Origin of the sequence: Hymenobacter segetis, from assembly GCF_038448715.1 — a bacterium.
GTDB classification, from domain to species: domain Bacteria; phylum Bacteroidota; class Bacteroidia; order Cytophagales; family Hymenobacteraceae; genus Hymenobacter; species Hymenobacter segetis.
The window spans coordinates 1-18381 of the sequence record NZ_JBCEVZ010000020.1 but is presented as its reverse complement, the minus strand read 5'-3'; the positions used below and the strand labels follow the sequence as shown (position 1 = coordinate 18381).

Annotated in this window: 17 protein-coding genes; 7 read left to right on the top strand and 10 right to left on the bottom strand. The window is 57.6% G+C overall.

The features are described 5' to 3' along the window. Positions 1-102: 102 nt before the first annotated feature. Positions 103-840: a DUF4290 domain-containing protein gene (locus AAFH49_RS10190; protein WP_342297823.1), complete on the bottom strand. Its 738-nt coding sequence runs from the start codon at positions 838-840 to the stop codon at positions 103-105. A 209-nt stretch (positions 841-1049) separates the two neighbouring features. Then, positions 1050-3299, bottom strand: a complete 2250-nt coding sequence (locus AAFH49_RS10185) for an ATP-dependent helicase (protein WP_342297821.1) — start codon at positions 3297-3299, stop codon at positions 1050-1052. A 102-nt stretch (positions 3300-3401) separates the two neighbouring features. Between AAFH49_RS10185 and AAFH49_RS10180 the strand changes: the two genes are divergently transcribed. Continuing rightward, complete coding sequence (locus tag AAFH49_RS10180; protein WP_342297819.1) at positions 3402-3980, top strand: DUF3109 family protein; 579 nt, start codon at positions 3402-3404, stop codon at positions 3978-3980. A 102-nt stretch (positions 3981-4082) separates the two neighbouring features. On the opposite strand, the gene AAFH49_RS10175 is transcribed toward AAFH49_RS10180, so the two are convergent. Continuing rightward, a complete protein-coding gene (locus AAFH49_RS10175) occupies positions 4083-4541 on the bottom strand; it encodes a peptidylprolyl isomerase (protein ID WP_342297818.1) in 459 nt (152 codons plus the stop codon). A gap of 195 nt (positions 4542-4736) precedes the next feature. Between AAFH49_RS10175 and AAFH49_RS10170 the strand changes: the two genes are divergently transcribed. Beyond that, complete coding sequence (locus AAFH49_RS10170) at positions 4737-5372, top strand: fasciclin domain-containing protein (RefSeq protein ID WP_342297815.1); 636 nt, start codon at positions 4737-4739, stop codon at positions 5370-5372. 74 nt (positions 5373-5446) lie between these two features. Here AAFH49_RS10170 and rsgA read toward each other — a convergent pair whose 3' ends face one another. The 4 genes from rsgA to AAFH49_RS10150 form a co-directional block, all read right to left on the bottom strand. Then, complete coding sequence (gene rsgA / locus AAFH49_RS10165) at positions 5447-6418, bottom strand: ribosome small subunit-dependent GTPase A (RefSeq protein ID WP_342297814.1); 972 nt, start codon at positions 6416-6418, stop codon at positions 5447-5449. After that, on the bottom strand, positions 6415-7668 hold the full coding sequence (locus AAFH49_RS10160; protein WP_342297812.1) for a 3-deoxy-D-manno-octulosonic acid transferase: 1254 nt from the start codon (positions 7666-7668) through the stop codon (positions 6415-6417). Before AAFH49_RS10160 ends, rsgA begins: the two co-directional genes overlap by 4 nt. A 47-nt stretch (positions 7669-7715) precedes the next feature. Further along, complete coding sequence (locus AAFH49_RS10155) at positions 7716-8300, bottom strand: peroxiredoxin (RefSeq protein WP_342297809.1); 585 nt, start codon at positions 8298-8300, stop codon at positions 7716-7718. A gap of 163 nt (positions 8301-8463) precedes the next feature. Further along, positions 8464-9747, bottom strand: a complete 1284-nt coding sequence (locus AAFH49_RS10150; RefSeq protein ID WP_342297807.1) for an aspartate kinase — start codon at positions 9745-9747, stop codon at positions 8464-8466. A 339-nt stretch (positions 9748-10086) separates the two neighbouring features. On the opposite strand from AAFH49_RS10150, the gene fbp reads away from it, so the two are divergent. Beyond that, positions 10087-11145: a class 1 fructose-bisphosphatase gene (fbp, locus tag AAFH49_RS10145; RefSeq protein WP_342297805.1), complete on the top strand. Its 1059-nt coding sequence runs from the start codon at positions 10087-10089 to the stop codon at positions 11143-11145. 189 nt (positions 11146-11334) lie between these two features. On the opposite strand, the gene AAFH49_RS10140 is transcribed toward fbp, so the two are convergent. The 3 genes from AAFH49_RS10140 to yihA form a co-directional block, all read right to left on the bottom strand. After that, positions 11335-11952, bottom strand: coding sequence for a DUF5606 family protein (locus tag AAFH49_RS10140; RefSeq protein ID WP_342297804.1), 618 nt, complete (start codon positions 11950-11952; stop codon positions 11335-11337). A gap of 120 nt (positions 11953-12072) precedes the next feature. Next, positions 12073-12531 carry an energy transducer TonB gene (locus AAFH49_RS10135; protein ID WP_342297802.1) on the bottom strand — a complete coding sequence of 153 codons (459 nt, stop codon included), beginning with the start codon at positions 12529-12531 and terminating at the stop codon, positions 12073-12075. A gap of 83 nt (positions 12532-12614) precedes the next feature. Continuing rightward, positions 12615-13235 (bottom strand): ribosome biogenesis GTP-binding protein YihA/YsxC, encoded by a 621-nt coding sequence (gene yihA / locus AAFH49_RS10130; protein ID WP_342297800.1) that lies wholly within the window; start codon positions 13233-13235, stop codon positions 12615-12617. A gap of 435 nt (positions 13236-13670) precedes the next feature. On the opposite strand from yihA, the gene AAFH49_RS10125 reads away from it, so the two are divergent. The 4 genes from AAFH49_RS10125 to AAFH49_RS10110 all read left to right on the top strand — a co-directional run. Next, positions 13671-15920 (top strand): OmpA family protein, encoded by a 2250-nt coding sequence (locus AAFH49_RS10125; protein ID WP_342297797.1) that lies wholly within the window; start codon positions 13671-13673, stop codon positions 15918-15920. 178 nt (positions 15921-16098) lie between these two features. Then, complete coding sequence (gene ubiE, locus AAFH49_RS10120) at positions 16099-16827, top strand: bifunctional demethylmenaquinone methyltransferase/2-methoxy-6-polyprenyl-1,4-benzoquinol methylase UbiE (RefSeq protein ID WP_342297795.1); 729 nt, start codon at positions 16099-16101, stop codon at positions 16825-16827. Further along, entirely contained in the window at positions 16776-17579 is an 804-nt protein-coding gene (gene porT / locus AAFH49_RS10115; protein WP_342297793.1) for a type IX secretion/gliding motility protein PorT/SprT, read from the top strand. Before ubiE ends, porT begins: the two co-directional genes overlap by 52 nt. Positions 17580-17668: 89 nt before the next feature. After that, positions 17669-18381 (top strand): SDR family NAD(P)-dependent oxidoreductase (locus tag AAFH49_RS10110; protein ID WP_342297792.1); only part of this gene is annotated, 713 nt, incomplete at its 3' end.

Sequence of the window (18381 nt, the reverse complement as noted above, 5' to 3'; positions counted from 1 at the left end):
CGTCATGCAGAGTGCAGCGAAGCATCTTTACCGAGCAATGCAATCATTTACTGTTGCGGTAAAGATGCTTCGCTGCACTCTGCATGACGTGCTGGAAATAAATTATTGAGGGGGCTGTTGCGGCTCCTGGCTGCGGCCTTTCTTACGCTTCTTACCGTTTTTGTTGCTAAAGCTATTGCCCCGGTTGTCGCGGTCGCGGCCTTCGCGGCGGTCGCGGTTCTGGCCTTCGCGCTGCTGCGGCTGGGGTACGATGAACGGCTTGGTTCCCGCCGGAGCGGCTGGCATCTCAAACAGGCCTTCGCTGTCCACCACGGCCGCGTCGAGCTTGAGCTGGCCGCCCGAGAGCTCACCCAAATGCCGCAAAATGGTCACATCCTTGGCGTTTTCCTTGTTGTGCTGGCGGTAGAGGAACTTCATAGTTCGCCCAATCTGGATGGTGGCCTGCTCGCGCTCGGCCGCATCCTCCAGGGTCAGGGCTTTCGCAATCAGCGCCTCAATGGCTGCGCCGTAAGCGCGCAGCTTGGGCGCGGTGCGGGGGTAGGGCACACGGCCGGGCTTTTCGGTGCGTACCGTGAGGCTGCGCAGGGCTACGGGCGCTTCCAGGGCCACATCCTCGCCGGCCATGGCGTGCAGGTGGTTCCAGAGGCGGGTCTGGATTTCGGGCAGGTCGCGCAAAGCCGGTTGCAGGCGCAGCATGAGCTGCACAATGGCGGTGGCGCGCTTGGTACGCTCGGCCACGTCCTCAATGTCTTTGAGGCCCTGAATGAGCTGGTAAGTGCTGTGCCCGTATTCGCGCACCAGCAACTGCAGGTGGAAGGGCAGGGAATTAATATCGGTCATAAAAAGCAGGAGGGAGGCCGCCAGAGGCGGGGCTCAGGCCAAAGATACGGCGTTGGGGCCGTCGTGTAGTGCATGAAAGCACGTCATGCTGAGCTTGTCGAAGCATCTCTACCGCGCAACTAACTATTAAAAGTTGCAACGAAGCGGTAGAGATGCTTCGACAAGCTCAGCATGACGTTCCTAATTAACCGTTCGGAAGCATCGAAAACCTAATGCACCCGCAGCTTTGCGAAACTCAGCAGCAGCACTTTCTCGCCCACTTCCTCGAATTGAATGGTGGCTTTGGTGGTTCCCTGCTGGGTTTCAAGCGCGCTCACTGTGCCGAAACCGAACTTGGCGTGCTCCACGCGCTGGCCAGCTTGCAGCTTGGATGTGTCAGAAGGCGTGAAGTCGGCCGGAGCTACGTACTTGGTGGCCTGCACCTTGCGCGGCGGTGTCGGAATCAGGTTCGAACGACGCTCGAAAACGTGCTGGAACGGGCCCGGCTCGCCCGCACCCGGCCCGGAAGCAAACTTGAAGTTGACGTACTGCGGGTCAATCTCGTCCAGAAAGCGGCTTTTTTCGCAGCTGCGCAGGTTGCCCCACTGGTAGCGCGAGGTAGCGTAGCTCAAGGTCAGCTTCTTCTCGGCCCGCGTAATGGCTACGTAGAACAGGCGGCGCTCCTCCTCCAAATCGGCCCGCGAGGTAATCATCATCTGGCTCGGGAAAAGGTTTTCCTCCATGCCCACGATGTACACGTTGCGGAATTCCAGTCCCTTAGCGGAGTGAATAGTCATCAGGGTCACGGCTTCACCTTCCTGCGCCGCGTCCTTCAGGTCCGAGTCCGTTACGAGGGCGATGTCCTGGAGGAACGCGCCGAGGCTCTTGTCCTCACGCTCGGGGTCATCCACGTATTCCTTGATGCCGTTGAGCAGTTCCTGGATGTTCTCATAACGCGAAAGGCCTTCAATGCTTTTATCGGCATAAAGCTCCTCAAGCATCCCGGAGTTTTTGGCGATGAATTTGGCCGCTTCAAAAGCATCCTCCTTCTCGGCAACCACAATATAGCTCTTGATTTTTTCGGCAAATCCTACTACTGGATTGCTCACCCGCGCCGGCATAAACTGGTCGGCGTGGGCCACTACTTCCCACAGCGTATGGTTGGCTTCATCGGCCGTGGTAATCAATTTGCTGATGGTGGTGTCGCCAATGCCACGCTTCGGGTAATTAATTACCCGGCGAATGGCCTGCTCATCATTTTGGTTAACCGTAAGGCGCAAATAGGCCACCAAATCCTTGATTTCCTTGCGCTGATAAAACGACAGGCCGCCAACAATTTTGTATTTGATATTTAATTTTCGCAACGATTCTTCCATCGCGCGGCTTTGCGCGTTGGTGCGATAGAGAATGGCAAAATTGTCGTACGACAAATGCCCATTCATCTTGTCCTCGAAGATGGAATTGGCCACCAGTTTACCTTCCTCGTTGTCCGATGCGGCTTTCAGAACTTCAATCAGCGTCCCATCCTCATTCTCCGAAAAGACATCCTTGCGCAACTGTGCCTGATTGTTTTTAATCACTGAATTCGCGGCCCACACGATATTTTTCGTGGAGCGGTAATTCTGCTCCAGCTTAAATACCTGCAATTCGGGGTAATCCTTTTCGAAATTCAGAATATTGGAAATGTCCGCGCCCCGGAAGGCGTAAATACTCTGCGCATCGTCGCCCACCACGCAAATATTCCGCTCCTTCGCCGCTAGTTTGCGCGTAATTAAATACTGCGAATAGTTGGTGTCCTGATATTCGTCCACCATCACAAACCGGAACATATTCTGGTATTTATTCAGAATATCGGCGTGGTCCCGGAACAGCACGTTAGTATTGAAGAGCAGGTCATCAAAATCCATCGCGCCGGCCTTGAAACAGCGCTGCTGATACTGCTGGTAGAGCACACCGATTTTGGGCCGCAGCGCCGCCTCATCGTCAGCCTTGATGGCGGCATCGTTCAGGTACTGGTTATAGGAAATCAGCTTGTTCTTCGCGGCTGAGATGCGGCCCAACACCAGACTAGCTTTGTATAGCTTGTCGTCCAGCTCCAGCTCTTTCACAATCTGGCCAATCAGGGTTTTTGAGTCCTGCGTGTCGTAGATGGTGAAGCTGCGCGGGTAGCCGATTTTATCGGCCTCGGAACGCAGGATTTTGGCGAAAACCGAGTGAAAGGTGCCCATCCAGAGGTTGCGGGCGGCGGGGCCAACCACCTTTTCCACGCGGGCACGCATTTCCTTGGCGGCCTTGTTGGTGAAGGTGAGGGCGAGGATGTTGAACGGGTCGACGCCCTTTTCGAGCAGGTTGGCGATGCGGTAGGTGAGCACCCGGGTTTTGCCCGAGCCGGCTCCGGCGATAATCATGCAGGGGCCTTCGGTTTGCATCACCGCGGCGCCTTGCGACGGATTCAGGAGGGAAAGATAATCTAGTGCCATGTGCGAAATAAGCCGCCTTTTGGGCGGGTCTACAAAGGTACGGAGCCCCGGGCAGGGGCGGGCCATCATTTCGGGCCCGCGCCGCCGGGGTTATCTTTGTGAATGATTATTATCCAGGAAACGGTCATTTCCGATGACATCGCCGACAACTTTTTCGTCTGCAACCTCGACGCCTGCAAGGGGGCCTGTTGCGTGGAGGGCGACCTCGGCGCGCCGCTCGAAGAGCCCGAGCTGAAGATTCTGGAGCAGGAATACGCCAACATCAAGCCCTTCCTCACCGAAGCCGGGCAAGCCGCCATCGAGGCCCAGGGCCTCTACATCAAGGACTGGGAGGGCGATTTCAGCACCACCACGATTGACGACAAGGAGTGCGCCTATGCGCTCTGGGACGAGCGCGGCATCCTGAAATGTGGCATCGAACAGGCCTATCTGGCCGGGGCAACCACGTTCAAAAAGCCCATCAGCTGCCACTTATATCCGATTCGCATTACGAAATACGAAGGGTTCGACGCGCTGAACTATGACCGGTGGAATATCTGCAACCCGGCCTGTGACTTCGGCGGTAAGCTGGGCGTGAAAGTGTACCAGTTTCTCAAGGAGCCGCTGATTCGCAAGTATGGCGAGAGCTGGTACGGGCAGCTGGTGCAGGAAATTGAGAACCCGACGCCGGAAAAGAAGTAGCCTCGCTGTCATCCTGAACGCAGTGAAGGACCTTACCACGCCAGAACAAGCCGTTCGAGCGTGATAAGGTCCTTCACTGCGTTCAGGATGACAAAGAATTTTCTATGCCTCCGTCACCACAATTTTCTCAATTTCGTCGTTGGGCGTAATTTTGTCGATAACGTCCACGCCATCCACAACTTTGCCGAACACGGTGTGCACGCGGTCGAGGTGGGCGGTGTTGTCGCGCGAGTGCACGATGAAGAACTGCGAGCCGCCCGTGTTTTTGCCGGCGTGGGCCATGCTCAGCGCGCCGCGCTCGTGGTACTGGTGGCCGCCGCTGGTTTCGCAGTCGATTTTGTAGCCGGGGCCGCCGGTGCCGGGCTGGCCTTTGGCACCTTCGCGGGTGTTGGGGCAGCCGCCCTGAATCACGAAATTCGGGATGACGCGGTGGAATTTCAGGCCGTCGTAATAGCCTTTCTCGGCCAGGTCGGTGAAGTTTTTAACGGTTTTCGGAGCGTCCTGCTCGTAAAACTCAACTTTCATTACACCTTTCTTGGTGTGGATTTCGGCAGTTTTCATGAATCGCAGATTTTTAGCGGATTAAACGAATTTCCCGGAAGCAGTTACTGCTTTCGGCGGGCGAAGGTAATAATTTGATGCGCTTACGAAACATCCGGCATAGGCTGTTACTTCGTAAGCTCACAGCCGTAGGGTTACTTACGGCGTTTATCTTTTTTCGCTTAGCTGCTTTTCTTCTTTCACACTATCTGTTTCATGAAAAAATCATTTGCTCCCCTGTTGGTTGCCCTCGCTACCTCTCTAATGCTGGCTAGCTGCGGCAACGACAAGCCCGCTACTACCGAAACCGAAACCGTTAGCACCGTAAACCCAGCTGATTCCCTCGCGGCCATTGCTGGTGATTCGGCCCGCATGGCCAAGCCCGAAGGCGTGATGGTGGACGGCGTGGCCATGACGGCCGATAAAAACATCGTAGCCAATGCTTCCGGTGCCAAGAGCGTAAGTACTCTGGTTGCTGCCGTGAAGCAGGCCGGTTTGGTTGAAACCCTGAGCGGTACGGGTCCCTTCACCGTATTCGCGCCCACCAACGCGGCCTTCGAAAAGCTGCCCAAAGGCGCAGTAGCCGGCCTGATGGACCCCGCCAGCAAAGCCAAGCTGGCCGGCATGCTCACCTACCACGTCATCCCCGGCCGCCTCGTGGCCGCCGACCTGAAAGACGGCCAGGAGCTGACCACCGTGAACGGCGAAAAGCTGCACATCACTGTGAAAAACGGCCAGATTATGGTTGGGAACGGCAAAGATGCCCCCGCCACTGTGCAAATTGCCGATGTGATTTCGAGCAACGGCGTGACCCACGTAATTGATAGCGTGGTGCTGCCCACGGCGAAGTAACTCGACCTGTTGACAAAAGAAAGGCGGCCACTCATGTAAGAGTGGCCGCCTTTCTTTTGTCTCTGCTATTTCAATTAGTGTCGGTTATCCTCGCCCGCCAGCATACTCAAATAGCTGTCATAGCGAGGGAGGGCGATGCGGCCCTGGTCCACGGCTTCGCGCACGGCGCAGCCGGGCTCGTGGGTGTGCTGGCAGTTGTGGTAGCGGCACTGGCCCAGCAGGGCGCGGAATTCGGGGAAGTAGCCGGCCAGCTCGGCGGGCGGCAGGTCTACGAGGCCCAGTTCTTTGATGCCGGGCGTGTCGATGATGAAGGTACCGGGGCGCACTTCCAGCATTTCGGCGAAGGTGGTTGTGTGCACGCCTTTGTCGGAAAATTCGCTGATTTCGGCGGTTTTCAGGTCGAGGTCGGGCACCAGGGCGTTGATGAGTGTGCTTTTGCCCACGCCGGAGTGGCCGGCCAGCAGGCTTACTTTGCCATCGAGCAGTTGGTCGATTTCGGCCACGCCCTCGCCGGTGGTGGCGGCACAGGTGCGGCTGGGGTAGCCCAGGCTGGCGTACATCCCCGCAATCTGGGCCTGGTACTCGAAGCCGTCCTCGTCGTACAAATCCGTCTTATTAAAGAGCAGCGTGACGGGAATGTGGTAGGCCTCGGCCGTGACCAGAAACCGGTCGATAAACCCGAATGACGTGGCCGGCGACACCAGCGTAACCACCAGCAGCGCCTGGTCCAGATTAGCCGCTACAATGTGGACGTGGCCGGTTTTGTGCACCGAGCGGCGCACGATGTAGTTGCGACGCGGCGCGATGTGCGAGATAACGCCTGCGCCCTCGGTCTGGGCTTCGATGCTGAAATCGACCAGGTCGCCCACGGCCAGCGGGTTGCTGGCTTTCAGGCCTTTTATCTTGAATTTGCCGCGCAGGCGACAGCGGTACAATTGCCCGGTTTCGAGGCCGCGCACGATGTACCACGAGCCCGTGGATTTCACCACGATGCCGTGTAGCAGGCCGGTGGGGCCATCGGGGAGGTAAGAATCAGCGGTTTTCATCGGGTGGGAGTGAGGGTGCGCAGGGCGGCCATGATGGTGCGCGTGGCCCCGGCCTGGTCGTGCACGTAGTCGAGAATGGTGTCCTGGAGGCGCAGGCGGGCCTCGTCAGTGTTCCAGAGGTAGGTGAAGGCGGCTTCCAGCTCCGCGCCGTTGTGCACGGGGAACGCGCCTTTCATCGCCACCAGCTCCACGGCTTCCTGAAACTTGCCATACGTAGGCCCGAAAAACAGCGGCAAGCCGAATGCCGCCGCTTCCAGTGTGTTGTGCAGGCCCTTGCCGAAAGCGCCGCCCACGTAGGCATACTCCCCAAAGCGGTAAAGCTGACTCAGCAGGCCCACATTATCAAACAGCAGCACGCGGAACAGGCCCACGGTAGCCGCATCGGCCAGCGAATACCGCTGCACTGGCCCTGGTAGTGTGGTTTCGACCAGGCGCAGGTTTGTTTCCGTGACTTCGTGCGGGGCGATGAGCACGCGCAGCTCCGCGCCGTAGCGTTGCAGCAGCGGGAGCAGCACGGGCAGGTCTTCGGCCCAGCTGCTGCCCACCACCAGCACCGGCGCGCCATCGGCCACGAAGGCATCGACCAGCGGCAAATGGCGGGCCGGGGCCAACGCGGTGGCCACCACGGTATCGAAACGGGTATCGCCGGCCACGCTCACCTTGTCAATTCCGGCATCGCGCAGCAATTGGGCCGAGGCTTCGTTCTGCGTGAAAATGTGCGTGAAGCGCGTCAGGATTCTCCGAAAGAAGCCGCCCCAGGGCTTGAAAAACACCTGCTCAGGCCGGAAAATGGCCGACACGACAATGGCCGGAATTCGACGCTGAAAAGCCTCGTTCAGGTAATGATACCAGAATTCGTACTTCACAAATACCACCAGCCGGGGCTGCACGATATCCAGAAAAGCACGGGCGTTGGCGCGGGTATCCAGCGGCAGGTAGAAGATGTAGTCAGCACCCGGCCAGTTTTTGCGGATTTCGTAGCCTGAAGGCGAGAAAAACGTGAGCACTACTTTGGTGTCGGGATGCGCCTGCCGGTAGGCCTCAATAAGTGGGCGGCCCTGCTCAAACTCGCCCAGCGAGGCGCAGTGAAACCACACGCGGGGCGCGGCATCGGCCCCAATCGTATTTCGGATGTGGGCCAACAGCCCACGCCGGCCCGCCACCCAGGCCGCAGCCTTGGGTACAAACGGCGCTAACAGCCGGAGCAGCAGGCCATACAGGCCCAGGGCGATATCGTAGAGGAAAAGCAAGCCCCAAAATTACGCACTACGCGCCTAGTCGATGTTTCGGGGCACGATTAAACCCCTTTATCGGCTTCCCAATCCACGGGGCAGGCCTCGCCGTTGTTCTCGTAGTATTGCAGCGCGTCAATCATGCGCAGGGCCTCGGTGAGGCTGCGGCCCAGCGGCCGGTCATTCACTAATTGGTGCCGCACGATGCCGTCGCGGTCAATCAAAAAGAGGCCCCGATAAGACATTGGCGAACCCACGAAAGTCATTTCGCCCTGCTCGGCGTAGTCGTAGTGGCCGCCCAGCACGTCGTAGTTGGCCGAGATGGTTTTGGTGGCATCGGCCACCAGCGGGTAGGTCACGCCGGCAATGCCGCCCTTGTCGCGGGGTATTTCCTGCCAGGCCAAGTGGGCGTAGTGCGAATCAGTGGAGCAGCCCACCACAGCCACGCCGCGCTGCTCAAACTCCGCCAGCCGGTCCTGAAACGCCAGGATTTCGGTGGGGCACACCCGGCTGAAATCGGCGGGGTAGAAGTAGAACAGGACGTGCTTCTTGCCCAAGTAGCGGTCGAGCGAAAACTCTTCTTCGGTCTTGCCGTCAATCACGGCCGTGGCCTTAAAGGAAGGGGCGCGCTTGCCCACGAGAACTGCCATGCGGAGGGGGATAGGTATTGGTTATTCAAATAATTTGTCATCCTGAGCGCAGCGAAGGACCTTATCACAAATGAGCAATAAGGTGCTAACGTGATAAGGTCCTTCGCTGCGCTCAGGATGACAAACGCTTTATCTACTGCCTGGGTTGGCTTTGCCGCCCGCCTCACCCCTGGCACACAAACTGAAACGTATGCCGCGTGCGCTGCTCCAGCAGCAGCCGCTTGCCGGCCGTGAGACGCGCAATGCTGGCCGCATCGTAATTCTTGATGGTGAACAGCGTGAGGCCCGTGTTGTAGTGCAGCGTGAACTGCTCGCGCAGCAAATCGAGCAGCTGATGCACCCGCCGCTCCGAATAATCGACGCACACCGAAAAGCTGATGGCCGAGTTCTGCATCACGTTAATCTTGAGCTTGGCCTGCGCCAGCGCCCCAAAAATCACCGCCATGTTCTCCTCCGAGATAAATGAAAAGTCCTTGCTCGCAAACGACAGCAGCGCCTGGTCCGTCTTCCGGATAAATGCCGGGGCCAGCGCCGGATGCTGGCAGTCGTGAATGAGCGTGCCCTCCGCCGCCGGGTCCAGAAACGACTTCACGCGCAGCGGAATGTTGCGGTCGGCCAACGGTTTCAGCGTTTTTGGGTGGATGACGGATGCGCCGTAATACGCCATCTCAATGGTTTCGCGGTAGCTGATTTCGGGGTAGCGCACCGTGTCGGGGAAAATCTTAGGGTCGGCGTTCAGCAGCCCCGCCACGTCTTTCCAGATGGTCACCGACTCGGCCCGCAGGCAGTAGGCCAGGATGGCGGCCGTATAGTCGGAGCCTTCGCGGCCGAGGGTGGTGGTGCGGCCGTCGGCCGTGCCGCCAAGAAATCCCTGTGTGACAACAATGCCTTTTGCCAGCAGAAGGGGCAGCGTCTCAGCGATGTTTCGCTCGGTTTCGGGCCACTTTACTCCAGCGTCTCGCCAGTTTTCGTCCGTTCGAATAAGGGGCCGGCAGTCTAGATAGTGTACGGGTCCGTACCAAGCCAACAGCAGCGCCAGCACGCGGGAAGCCAATAGCTCTCCAAAGCTTACCACTTGGTCATATTGCTCATCAAAATTGCCGTTTAAGTCGACTTGCTTCAGACGAGACTCAAGTTCCTTGAACAAAGCTTCCGTTTCGTCATAAACATGTTCGCTGCCGAAGCTGATGGGGATGACGCCTGCTATAGTATCGAAATGGTATTTTCTTAGCGCCGCAAGTTGAGATTGGCAACTCTTGCCAGCGTAAGCCAGCTGGAAAATCTCTTCCAGTGCATTGGTCGTCTTGCCCATTGCCGACACCACAATCACCAGCGGCCCCTGCGGCCCGAAGTCCCGCACAATGCGGCAGAGGTTAAGAATAGCCGCTGCATCTTTCACAGACGCGCCGCCGAATTTATACACCTGAAGTCCCTGTATTTTCTCCATAGGCTCCAAAAGTAGCGCCGCCGGCCGCAAACGCGCTTTTCAGGTCAGTGCGCTACCAAAATAAGGCGGTACGCCACCCTTTATGGGCAGTGCGGCATCGTTTTCGGACAGTGCGCCAGCGGTCCAGGGTAGCGCGCCACCGAGTTAGGGCAGTGCGCTACCCTTTTCAGGCAGCGTGCCACCTTTCTTGGGCAGTGCGCCAGCCTTTTTGGGTAGCGCACTGCCTTTTTAGGGTAGCCTGCCGGCCCCACCGCGAAAGCAACCGATTGCACTTCGCCCCGGCTAGAGTAGCTTTGTTGGGCATTCCCGCTACCTCAATTCGATTTCCCAATCCGCTATATGGACCACAATAAACTGGCCCTGCCCGTCGGCACCACCCTCGACCGTTTTATCATGCGCAAGCAGGAGGATTTCCCCTACGCCACGGGTGAGCTCTCCCAGCTGCTGCGCGACATTGCCCTGGCTGCTAAGATAGTTAACCGAGAAATCAACCGCTCCGGCCTTATCGATATCGCCGGGGCCTACGGTAGCCAGAACGTGCAGGGCGAAGACCAGCAGAAGCTCGACGTCATCGCCAACATCCGCTTCATCCGCGCCCTGCGCAACGGCGGCGAAGTCTGCACCATCATCTCCGAAGAAGACGACGAGATGATTCAAACCGGCAACAACCAGGGCAAATACGTGGTGGCCATCGACCCCCTCGACGGCTCCAGCAACATCGACGTCAACGTCAGCATCGGCACCATTTTCAGCATCTACCGCCGCGTGTCGCCCACCGGCCGCGAAGGCACCGCCGCCGATTGCCAGCAGCCCGGCACCCACCAGGTGGCCGCCGGCTACGTCATCTACGGCTCCAGTACCATGATGGTGTACACGACCGGAAATGGCGTGAATGGCTTCACCTACGAGCATTCGCTGGGCGAATTCTTCCTCTCGCACCCCGACATCATCACCCCCAAAACCGGGGCCATCTACTCCATCAACGAAGGCAGCTCCGACTCCTTCTCACCCGGCGTGGCCGCCTTCGTGCAGCAGTGCAAGGATAATAACTTTTCGGCCCGCTACATCGGCTCACTCGTGGCCGATTTCCACCGCAACCTGCTCAAAGGCGGCATCTACATCTACCCCGCCACCGCTAAAAACCCCAACGGCAAGCTGCGCCTCATGTATGAGTGCAACCCCCTCGCCTTCATCGTGGAGCAAGCCGGCGGCAAAAGCAGCAACGGCCACCGCCGCACCATGGAAATTGAGCCCCAGGCCCCGCACGAGCGCTGCCCCGTCTTCATCGGCAGCAAAGAGCTGGTGGAGCAAGCCGAAGCCCTCATTGCCCAGCACCAGCACGCTGCCAAAGAGCAGCCCGCCAAAGAGCCCAAAGCCAAAGCCGACGCTGCGAAATAACGGTGGGCAACAACACTAAAAAGAACGTCATGCTGAGCGCAGCCGAAGCATCTCTACCGCAGTAGTAAACAAATTACTTACGCGGTAGAGATGCTTCGACTGCGCTCAGCATGACGTTCCACTCAACTATAACAAAAAAGCCGCTCCTGATTTCAGGAGCGGCTTTTTTGTTGCTTAAGAAAGTCGAAATTACTCGGCCTTCTTGCGGCTTTTCTTAGCTGGGGCCGCAGCCTCCGGGTTGCCTTCAGCATCGGAAGATTCATCCGCTGCGCCAATCACGCCGCCAGTGCTCAAGGGCTCATCAGCGCTAGGCTCAGCCGCTTTCGCAGCTTTGGTCGATTTGGCTTTGGCCTTTGGAGCCTCGTCCGTAGCGGCCGAAGTTTCTTCGGTGGCTTCCGTAGCGGCGGCCGCTTCCTGGTAGGGGCGGTGCTTGCTCACGATGTCGTACCAGCTGGCCAGCTTCTTGATATCGGACAGGTACACGCGGTCGCGGTCGTAATCGGGAATCACGCCGGCCAGGAAATCGGTCAGCTCGCCTTCGCTCGACTTCGCCGTCACGGGCGAGGCCGCGCCGTGCTTCTGATAAATGCGCTCGAATACTTCCGTCAGCGGCACCGTCTCTTCGGGGTCCTGGGTATAGATGGAAATCTCCGACAGCAGCGACACTTTGTTGCGGGCCGGGGCCAGCGTGCGGGTTGCTTTTTCGTCGAGGCTTTCGACCAGCACGCCGTGGCGGGCGGCGCGCACCAGGCGGTACAGGCCGGGCATGCCGCTGATAGCGGCCAACTCTTGCAATTCGTAGGGCATTTTTGGGAATTTTGAGAATGAGAAATGAAGAACAAAGAATGAGGAATGAAGCACGAAACGCCGTGGGGCATTTCACCAGCTTCATTCCTCATTCGTCCTTCTTCAGGGCAAAACTACGGACTATTGCGCTTCCAGCGCGTTCGAGCCCGTCACACCCAGCTTGAACACAATGGGCAAGCTGGCCCGAATGGGCAGCTCCGGCTTTTTAAACTTCAGCAGGCGCGCTACGCGCAGGGCTTCTTCGCCCGTGCCGCCGCCCAGCTGCTTCACAATACGCATGTCCTGCATCGTACCATCGGCATTCAGCTGAAAGCTGATGATGCACTGGCCCTGAATGCGGTTGCGCTTGGCCATCGGCGGGTAGTGCAGTTCCTTGGCAATAAACTCGTACATGGCCACCTGGCCACCTTCGTAGTACTCCGCCACGGGGATGGATTTGCCCACTGAGCCGATGCCGGTGCCCTGCTCCGTCTGGGACTTGGGCGGCGTAGTGTTAGGAGTGGTTTGGGCGGCGGCCGGCGCGGCAGCCATCAGCAACAGGCCCAGGGCCAGCTGCGGAATGGAAATGTTTTTGGTCATGATGTTAATAAAGGGGCGGGGAAAAACGAGAGGAAAACGCAGCCCGTGCGGGCCAGTGGGCGGTTGGCAATTTAAGGGCCAATCTACGCATTAGCGGCGGCATCGGCCTTCCACTCGCTATTCACCTCCGTAATAAAGTCCAGCACCTCATCGCGCCCCAGCCCGGTTTCGGCCGAAGTCAGGAAATAGCGCGGCAGCTCGTCCCAGATTTCGCTCATCTTGCGCAGGTAGTCGGTCACCAGCGCCTTGGTCTGAGCCGTCGACTGCTTGTCGGCCTTCGTGAATATCATCACGAACGGAATGCCTTCTTCGCCCAGCTTTTCCATGAATTCTAAATCGGCCGCCTGCGGGGCGTGGCGCGAATCAATCAGCACGCACACGCACATCAGGTTGGCCCGGTTGCGCAGATAGTAATTAATCATCTTGGCCCATTCGGCCCGCGAGGTTTTGCTCACTTTGGCATAGCCGTAGCCCGGCAAATCGACCAGAAACCAATTATCGTTGATGACGAAATGATTAATTAATTGCGTCTTGCCCGGAGAGGACGACGTTTTGGCCAGCCCCTTGCGCTCCGTCAGCATATTAATAAGCGACGACTTGCCCACGTTGGAACGGCCGATAAAAGCGTATTCGGGCATAGTAGGAGCGGGGCACAAATCGGCCCGCGAATTACTGGTCAGAAAGCGCGCGTCGTGAATAATCATGGATAAGGCGGGGAATAAACGGGAAATTAACGAGCCGCAAAATTACGCCGGAATGCAACCCGATGATGAATAAATAAAAATGCAGCAATGAATGGCTATTTCATTGGTGCTTCTATATTTGCGCGGCATGCCAGCCAAACCAGCAGGCCACTGCTGCCGCACTCGACCACACCGAAATGGCCGAAATTTTGCCAAAAACCGCTTTTCGTAAGCAAACAGCCTATCTTTGCCCGTCATTGGCGTTGCCATGACGTGGCTCCGTGTGGGCTTTTACGCCCGGTAGCCGGTTACCTTCTGCGCAAATGCGCATTAAAGCCTAACCCTATCGTGGTTTTTCAGTATAAGCCCAAAATATAGTTGCCTGCTGCTGCCTCCGGCGTGGCATTTCCACTTACAACCCCTTCAGAAATTTCTTTTTTTCAAACCTCTCCTCCAATGGACAACTTATCCAGAAGGTTACTGCAAGCGTCGTGCGCCGTTGCCCTCACCGCCGCAATCGCCTCCCCGGCTCAGGCGCAAAGCACGCGTAAGGACCTCAAAACCGGCAACAAGTTCTTCGAGCAGGAAAACTACCGCGCTGCCCTGCCTTACTACGAAAAGGTATTGGCCAAAGACCCGAACAACGCCAAAGCGCTGTTCAACGCCGGCATTTCCTACATGTCGTTCGACAAGGAGAAGGCCAGCGACTACATCTACAAAGCGCAGAAGCTGAAGCCGAAAGTTTCGAAAGACGTGGAATACTGGCTCGGCCGGGTTGACCACCTCAACTACAACTTCGACGAGGCCGTGGCTCACTTCCAGGCCTACAACGCCACGCTGAAGAAAAACGACCAGCGCAAAGAGGAGTTGGCGCAGTGGATTCAGCACAGCAAAAACGCGAAAATCCAGTTCAACTCGCCCAAGGATATCTTCGTGAAGAACCTGGGCCCCACTATCAACACGCAATTCTCGGAGCACAGCCCCGTGATTTCGTCGGATGATAAAATCCTCATCTTCACCTCGCGTGGCGAAGCCGTAACCGGCGCTACCGGCAGCGTGAGCGACAAAAAGAACAAGAGCGTTGCCGCCGACGGTGAGTACTATGAAGACATCTTCGAAGCCACCCGCGTTGACGACGAGAACTGGCAGAAGCCCCGCTCGCTGAGCGGCGTGCTGAACGGCAAAGGCCACGATGCCTCGATTCAGTTGTTCGACAACGACACCAAGATGTTGATGTACCGCAACGACAACAACGGTGACATCTTCGTGACCGACAAAACTGGTGGCGACTGGTCGGCTCCCAAACCCCTGGACGGCAACATCAACTCGAAAGCTTTTGAGTCGGATGCCTTCATCACGCCAGACGGCCTGACCATTTACTTCTCGACCGGTAAATACTCGGAAGATGGCACGCTGGACCTCTACACTTCTACCCGCACCTCTACTGGTTCGGACTGGGGTACGGCTCGTTCGCTCGGTGCTAACATCAATACCAAGTACGACGACGACAGCCCCTACCTGAGCAAGGACGGCAAGACGCTGTACTTCTCGTCGCGCGGCCACAACACCATGGGCGGCTACGACATCTTCAAGTCGGAGTACGACGAAGCCGGCCGCAAGTGGGGACCGGCCCAGAACATGGGCTACCCCGTGAACACGCCGGACGATGACTCCTACTACCGCCTGAGCCCCGATGGCTCATACGCTTACCTGAGCTCGTACCGCATCGGCGGCTACGGTGAGAAGGATATCTACACCATCAACTACATCAAAAACGCCAACATCGTTGGTAAGGTGTTCTCGTCGAAAGACAGCACCACGGTAATTCCGGGTGTGGAGCTGGTATTCAGCGGTTCGCAGGCTGATAAAACGGCCCTGAGCTTCCGCGATATTACCAAGCCGGATGGCGCTTACCAGGTGGCTGTGCTTTCGGGCCGTACCTACCAGGTAGCTGTTAGCAAGGATGGTAAGCCGATTGAGACGCAGGAATTTGCCGTGCCGGTATCGACGAACGACTCGACGACCATCACGAAGAATTTCTACATCAACTACGTAGATACTACGGCGAACAACATGTTCGCTACCAAGAACATCTACTTCGATACCGACAAGTACAAGCTGCGTCCGGAGTCGATTAAGACCCTGAACGAAATCAGCCAGGTGCTGACGGCTAACCCCGGCATCAACATCTCGGTTGAAGGCCATTGCGACTCGCGTAACACCGACGAGTACAACATGGTACTCGGCCAGAACCGCGCTAACGCGGCCTTCAACTACCTGAAGAAGCAGGGCGTTGCTGAGGCTCGTATGACGACCGTGAGCTACGGCGAGCGTCGTCCTGCCGCGCCGAACGATTCGCCCGAGAATATGCAGCTTAACCGTCGCGACGAGTTCAAGGTGGTTCTGAAGGAAGGCGAATCGATGCCGACCATGACGGCTCCGACCAGCGGCACCGGCACCGGCATGAGCGGTTCCTCGACGACCACGACCACCACGGCTGTTCCGCTGACCCCCGGCAAGAGCAAAGTGAAAATGGCCGACGGCACCAAGGTGAAAACCAAAGTGGACGAGGACTCGGATAAAGTGAAGGTTAAAACCAAAGGCTCGGCCGGCGACAAATCGAAGACCATCACCAAAGACGGTGAACTCGACGCGAAAGCCAAGGATGCCAACGGTGAAAAAACCAAGGTAAAAGCTAAGAACTAATTATCGTTCAGGCTACTAAGTTGGGAAGCGGGCCGGGCAATTTGTCCGGCCCGCTTTTATTATCAAGCGTTTCGGAATGCTGTTTTTCTTTTATGGCAGTGTCCGCTAACAAACCAGCCCGATTGGGCGTTGGGGGAGAACAATTTTCCCGCTTCATTAACGTTCTTTGCGCCCGCACATGGCCGTCGTACCCTACAAAGACAATTCCGCCGACAAGAAATCGCAGGTTGCCCAGATGTTTAACTCCATCGCGGGCAAGTACGATTTCCTCAATCATTTCCTCAGCGCAGGCACCGACATTTACTGGCGGCGCAAAGCGGTGGACGAGCTGAAAACCCTGCGCCCGGCCCGCATTCTAGACATTGCCACCGGCACCGCCGATTTTGCCATTGAAACGCTGCGAGCCGCCGCGCCCAATGCCCAGGTGACTGGCGTCGACATTTCGGAAGGAATGCTGGAGGTGGGCCGGCGCAAGCTAGCCGCCAAGGGCCTGGGCCATCGCATTCAGCTGGAGCTCGGCGACTCGGAAAACCTGCCGTTTGAAGACGGTGAGTTTGATGCGGTGACGGCTTCGTTTGGGGTGCGCAACTTTGCACATCTTGAAAAGGGCCTTTCCGAAATGCGGCGCGTGCTGCGGCCGGGGGGGAAACTTGTTATCCTGGAATTCAGTAAGCCCAGTGCTTTTCCCTTAAAGCAAGCGTATAACTTTTACTTCCGTCGGGTACTGCCGGTTTTTGGTAAGATGATTTCCAAAGACCAGTCGGCGTACACTTACTTGCCGGCCTCGGTGCAGGCCTTCCCCGACGGCCCCGATTTCCTGGCAATTCTGACCAAAGTCGGCTTCAAAGAACCTGCATGGCAACCACTCACCTTCGGCATAAGCTCCATTTACACCGCGCAGAAGTAAAGCGCCTGATGCTGCTGGGCTTGCTGGCGCTGCTGCTGCCCACGGCGGCCATGGCGCAGCGCAAAGCTCAGTCGCGGGCCAACCGGGGCAAAAACGGTACGCTCAAATCCATCACGGTGAACAATCTGCCGGGCTACGATGACCGGTGGTTTCACCCGGGCATGTACATCAGCGGCTCCGCTTCGCGGTTCGTGATTGAGCAGTCGAGTGCCTATATCTCCAGTCAGAACGTGACGGCCAATTCCATCTACAGCCCGAGCCTGGGCGTGGGTTTTATTGCCGATGCGCGGATTGGTGGACCTCGTTCGCCGTTTATTTTCCGCTTTGCGCCGGGGGTTAACTTCCTGACGCGGAAAGTGGAATTTACGCCGCGCAATTACCCGGCACGGGACTCGGTGGTGACGCAAGAAGTGACCTCGACGGTGGTGCAGTTTCCGCTGCTGATTAAGTATCAGTCGGACCGGCGACGCAACTCGCGGATGTATATGATTGCCGGCATCAACCCTAGTGTCACGGCCAGCAACCGCCGTAGCGACCCATTGCGCAACCAACTCAAGGCGCTCGGCAGCGACCTGACGTTGGAATATGGCGTGGGTCTGGATTTGTTTTATCCGCTGTTTAAGCTGGCCCCGGAAATACGATTTTCACACGGACTGAAGAACCTGCTGGTGGGGCACAATGACGTGTTCAGCAACAGCCTGCAAAGCATCAGCACCAATTCGGTGACGCTGTACATTAACATTCAAAACTAAAATTCGGGTAGTCGGTATTGGGTATTCGGTAGTTGGACAAAAGCATTCTGACTACCGAATATCCACTACCGACTACCTTTTACAATACCATGAAAACTGCATTCGTAACCGGCGCGTCATCGGGCATTGGCCGGGCTACGGCGGTGGCACTGGCCAAGGCCGGATATCAACTGGTAGTGACCGGGCGGCGGCGCGAACGGCTCGATGAACTGGCGGCGGAACTGGCCCCGGTGCCGGTGCATGTGCTCACGTTCGACGTGCGCGACCGGGCGGCGGTAGATGCGGCGGTAGAGACCTTGCCCGAGGCACTGCGTGCGCCCGATGTGCTGGTGAACAACGCCGGCGGTGCCCACGGCCTGAACCCCATCCAGGCCGGCGACCCGGCCGACTGGGACCAGATGCTGGATGCCAACGTGCGCGGCCTGCTGAACGTGACCCACGCGCTGCTGCCGGGCATGACGGCCCGCCAAACGGGCTTTATTCTGAATATTGGCTCCATTGCCGGGCAGGAGGCTTATGCCAACGGCAACGTGTACTGCGCCACCAAGGCCGCCGTGCAAATGCTTACCAAAACCATGCGCCTCGACTTGCTGCCTACCGGCGTGCGGGTGGCCGAGGTGAACCCAGGAGCAGTGGAAACCGAGTTTTCGCAGGTGCGCTTTAAGGGCGATGAGGCGCGGGCGGCGAAGGTGTACGAAGGCTTCGAGCCGCTGAAGCCGGAGGATATTGCCGAGGTGATTGTATTTATGGTGACCCGGCCGCCGCACGTGACCATTGCAGAGGTGCTGGTGCTGGCGGGCGC

What these genes read in the sequence shown, in the direction of transcription:
- AAFH49_RS10190 (WP_342297823.1), bottom strand. Translation starts at nt 840, where the DNA reads ATGACCGATATTAATTCCCTGCCCTTCCACCTGCAGTTGCTGGTGCGC.
- AAFH49_RS10185 (WP_342297821.1), bottom strand. Translation starts at nt 3,299, where the DNA reads ATGGCACTAGATTATCTTTCCCTCCTGAATCCGTCGCAAGGCGCCGCG.
- AAFH49_RS10180 (WP_342297819.1), top strand. Translation starts at nt 3,402, where the DNA reads ATGATTATTATCCAGGAAACGGTCATTTCCGATGACATCGCCGACAAC.
- AAFH49_RS10175 (WP_342297818.1), bottom strand. Translation starts at nt 4,541, where the DNA reads ATGAAAACTGCCGAAATCCACACCAAGAAAGGTGTAATGAAAGTTGAG.
- AAFH49_RS10170 (WP_342297815.1), top strand. Translation starts at nt 4,737, where the DNA reads ATGAAAAAATCATTTGCTCCCCTGTTGGTTGCCCTCGCTACCTCTCTA.
- rsgA (WP_342297814.1), bottom strand. Translation starts at nt 6,418, where the DNA reads ATGAAAACCGCTGATTCTTACCTCCCCGATGGCCCCACCGGCCTGCTA.
- AAFH49_RS10155 (WP_342297809.1), bottom strand. Translation starts at nt 8,300, where the DNA reads ATGGCAGTTCTCGTGGGCAAGCGCGCCCCTTCCTTTAAGGCCACGGCC.
- AAFH49_RS10150 (WP_342297807.1), bottom strand. Translation starts at nt 9,747, where the DNA reads ATGGAGAAAATACAGGGACTTCAGGTGTATAAATTCGGCGGCGCGTCT.
- fbp (WP_342297805.1), top strand. Translation starts at nt 10,087, where the DNA reads ATGGACCACAATAAACTGGCCCTGCCCGTCGGCACCACCCTCGACCGT.
- AAFH49_RS10140 (WP_342297804.1), bottom strand. Translation starts at nt 11,952, where the DNA reads ATGCCCTACGAATTGCAAGAGTTGGCCGCTATCAGCGGCATGCCCGGC.
- AAFH49_RS10135 (WP_342297802.1), bottom strand. Translation starts at nt 12,531, where the DNA reads ATGACCAAAAACATTTCCATTCCGCAGCTGGCCCTGGGCCTGTTGCTG.
- yihA (WP_342297800.1), bottom strand. Translation starts at nt 13,235, where the DNA reads ATGATTATTCACGACGCGCGCTTTCTGACCAGTAATTCGCGGGCCGAT.
- AAFH49_RS10125 (WP_342297797.1), top strand. Translation starts at nt 13,671, where the DNA reads ATGGACAACTTATCCAGAAGGTTACTGCAAGCGTCGTGCGCCGTTGCC.
- ubiE (WP_342297795.1), top strand. Translation starts at nt 16,099, where the DNA reads ATGGCCGTCGTACCCTACAAAGACAATTCCGCCGACAAGAAATCGCAG.
- porT (WP_342297793.1), top strand. Translation starts at nt 16,776, where the DNA reads ATGGCAACCACTCACCTTCGGCATAAGCTCCATTTACACCGCGCAGAA.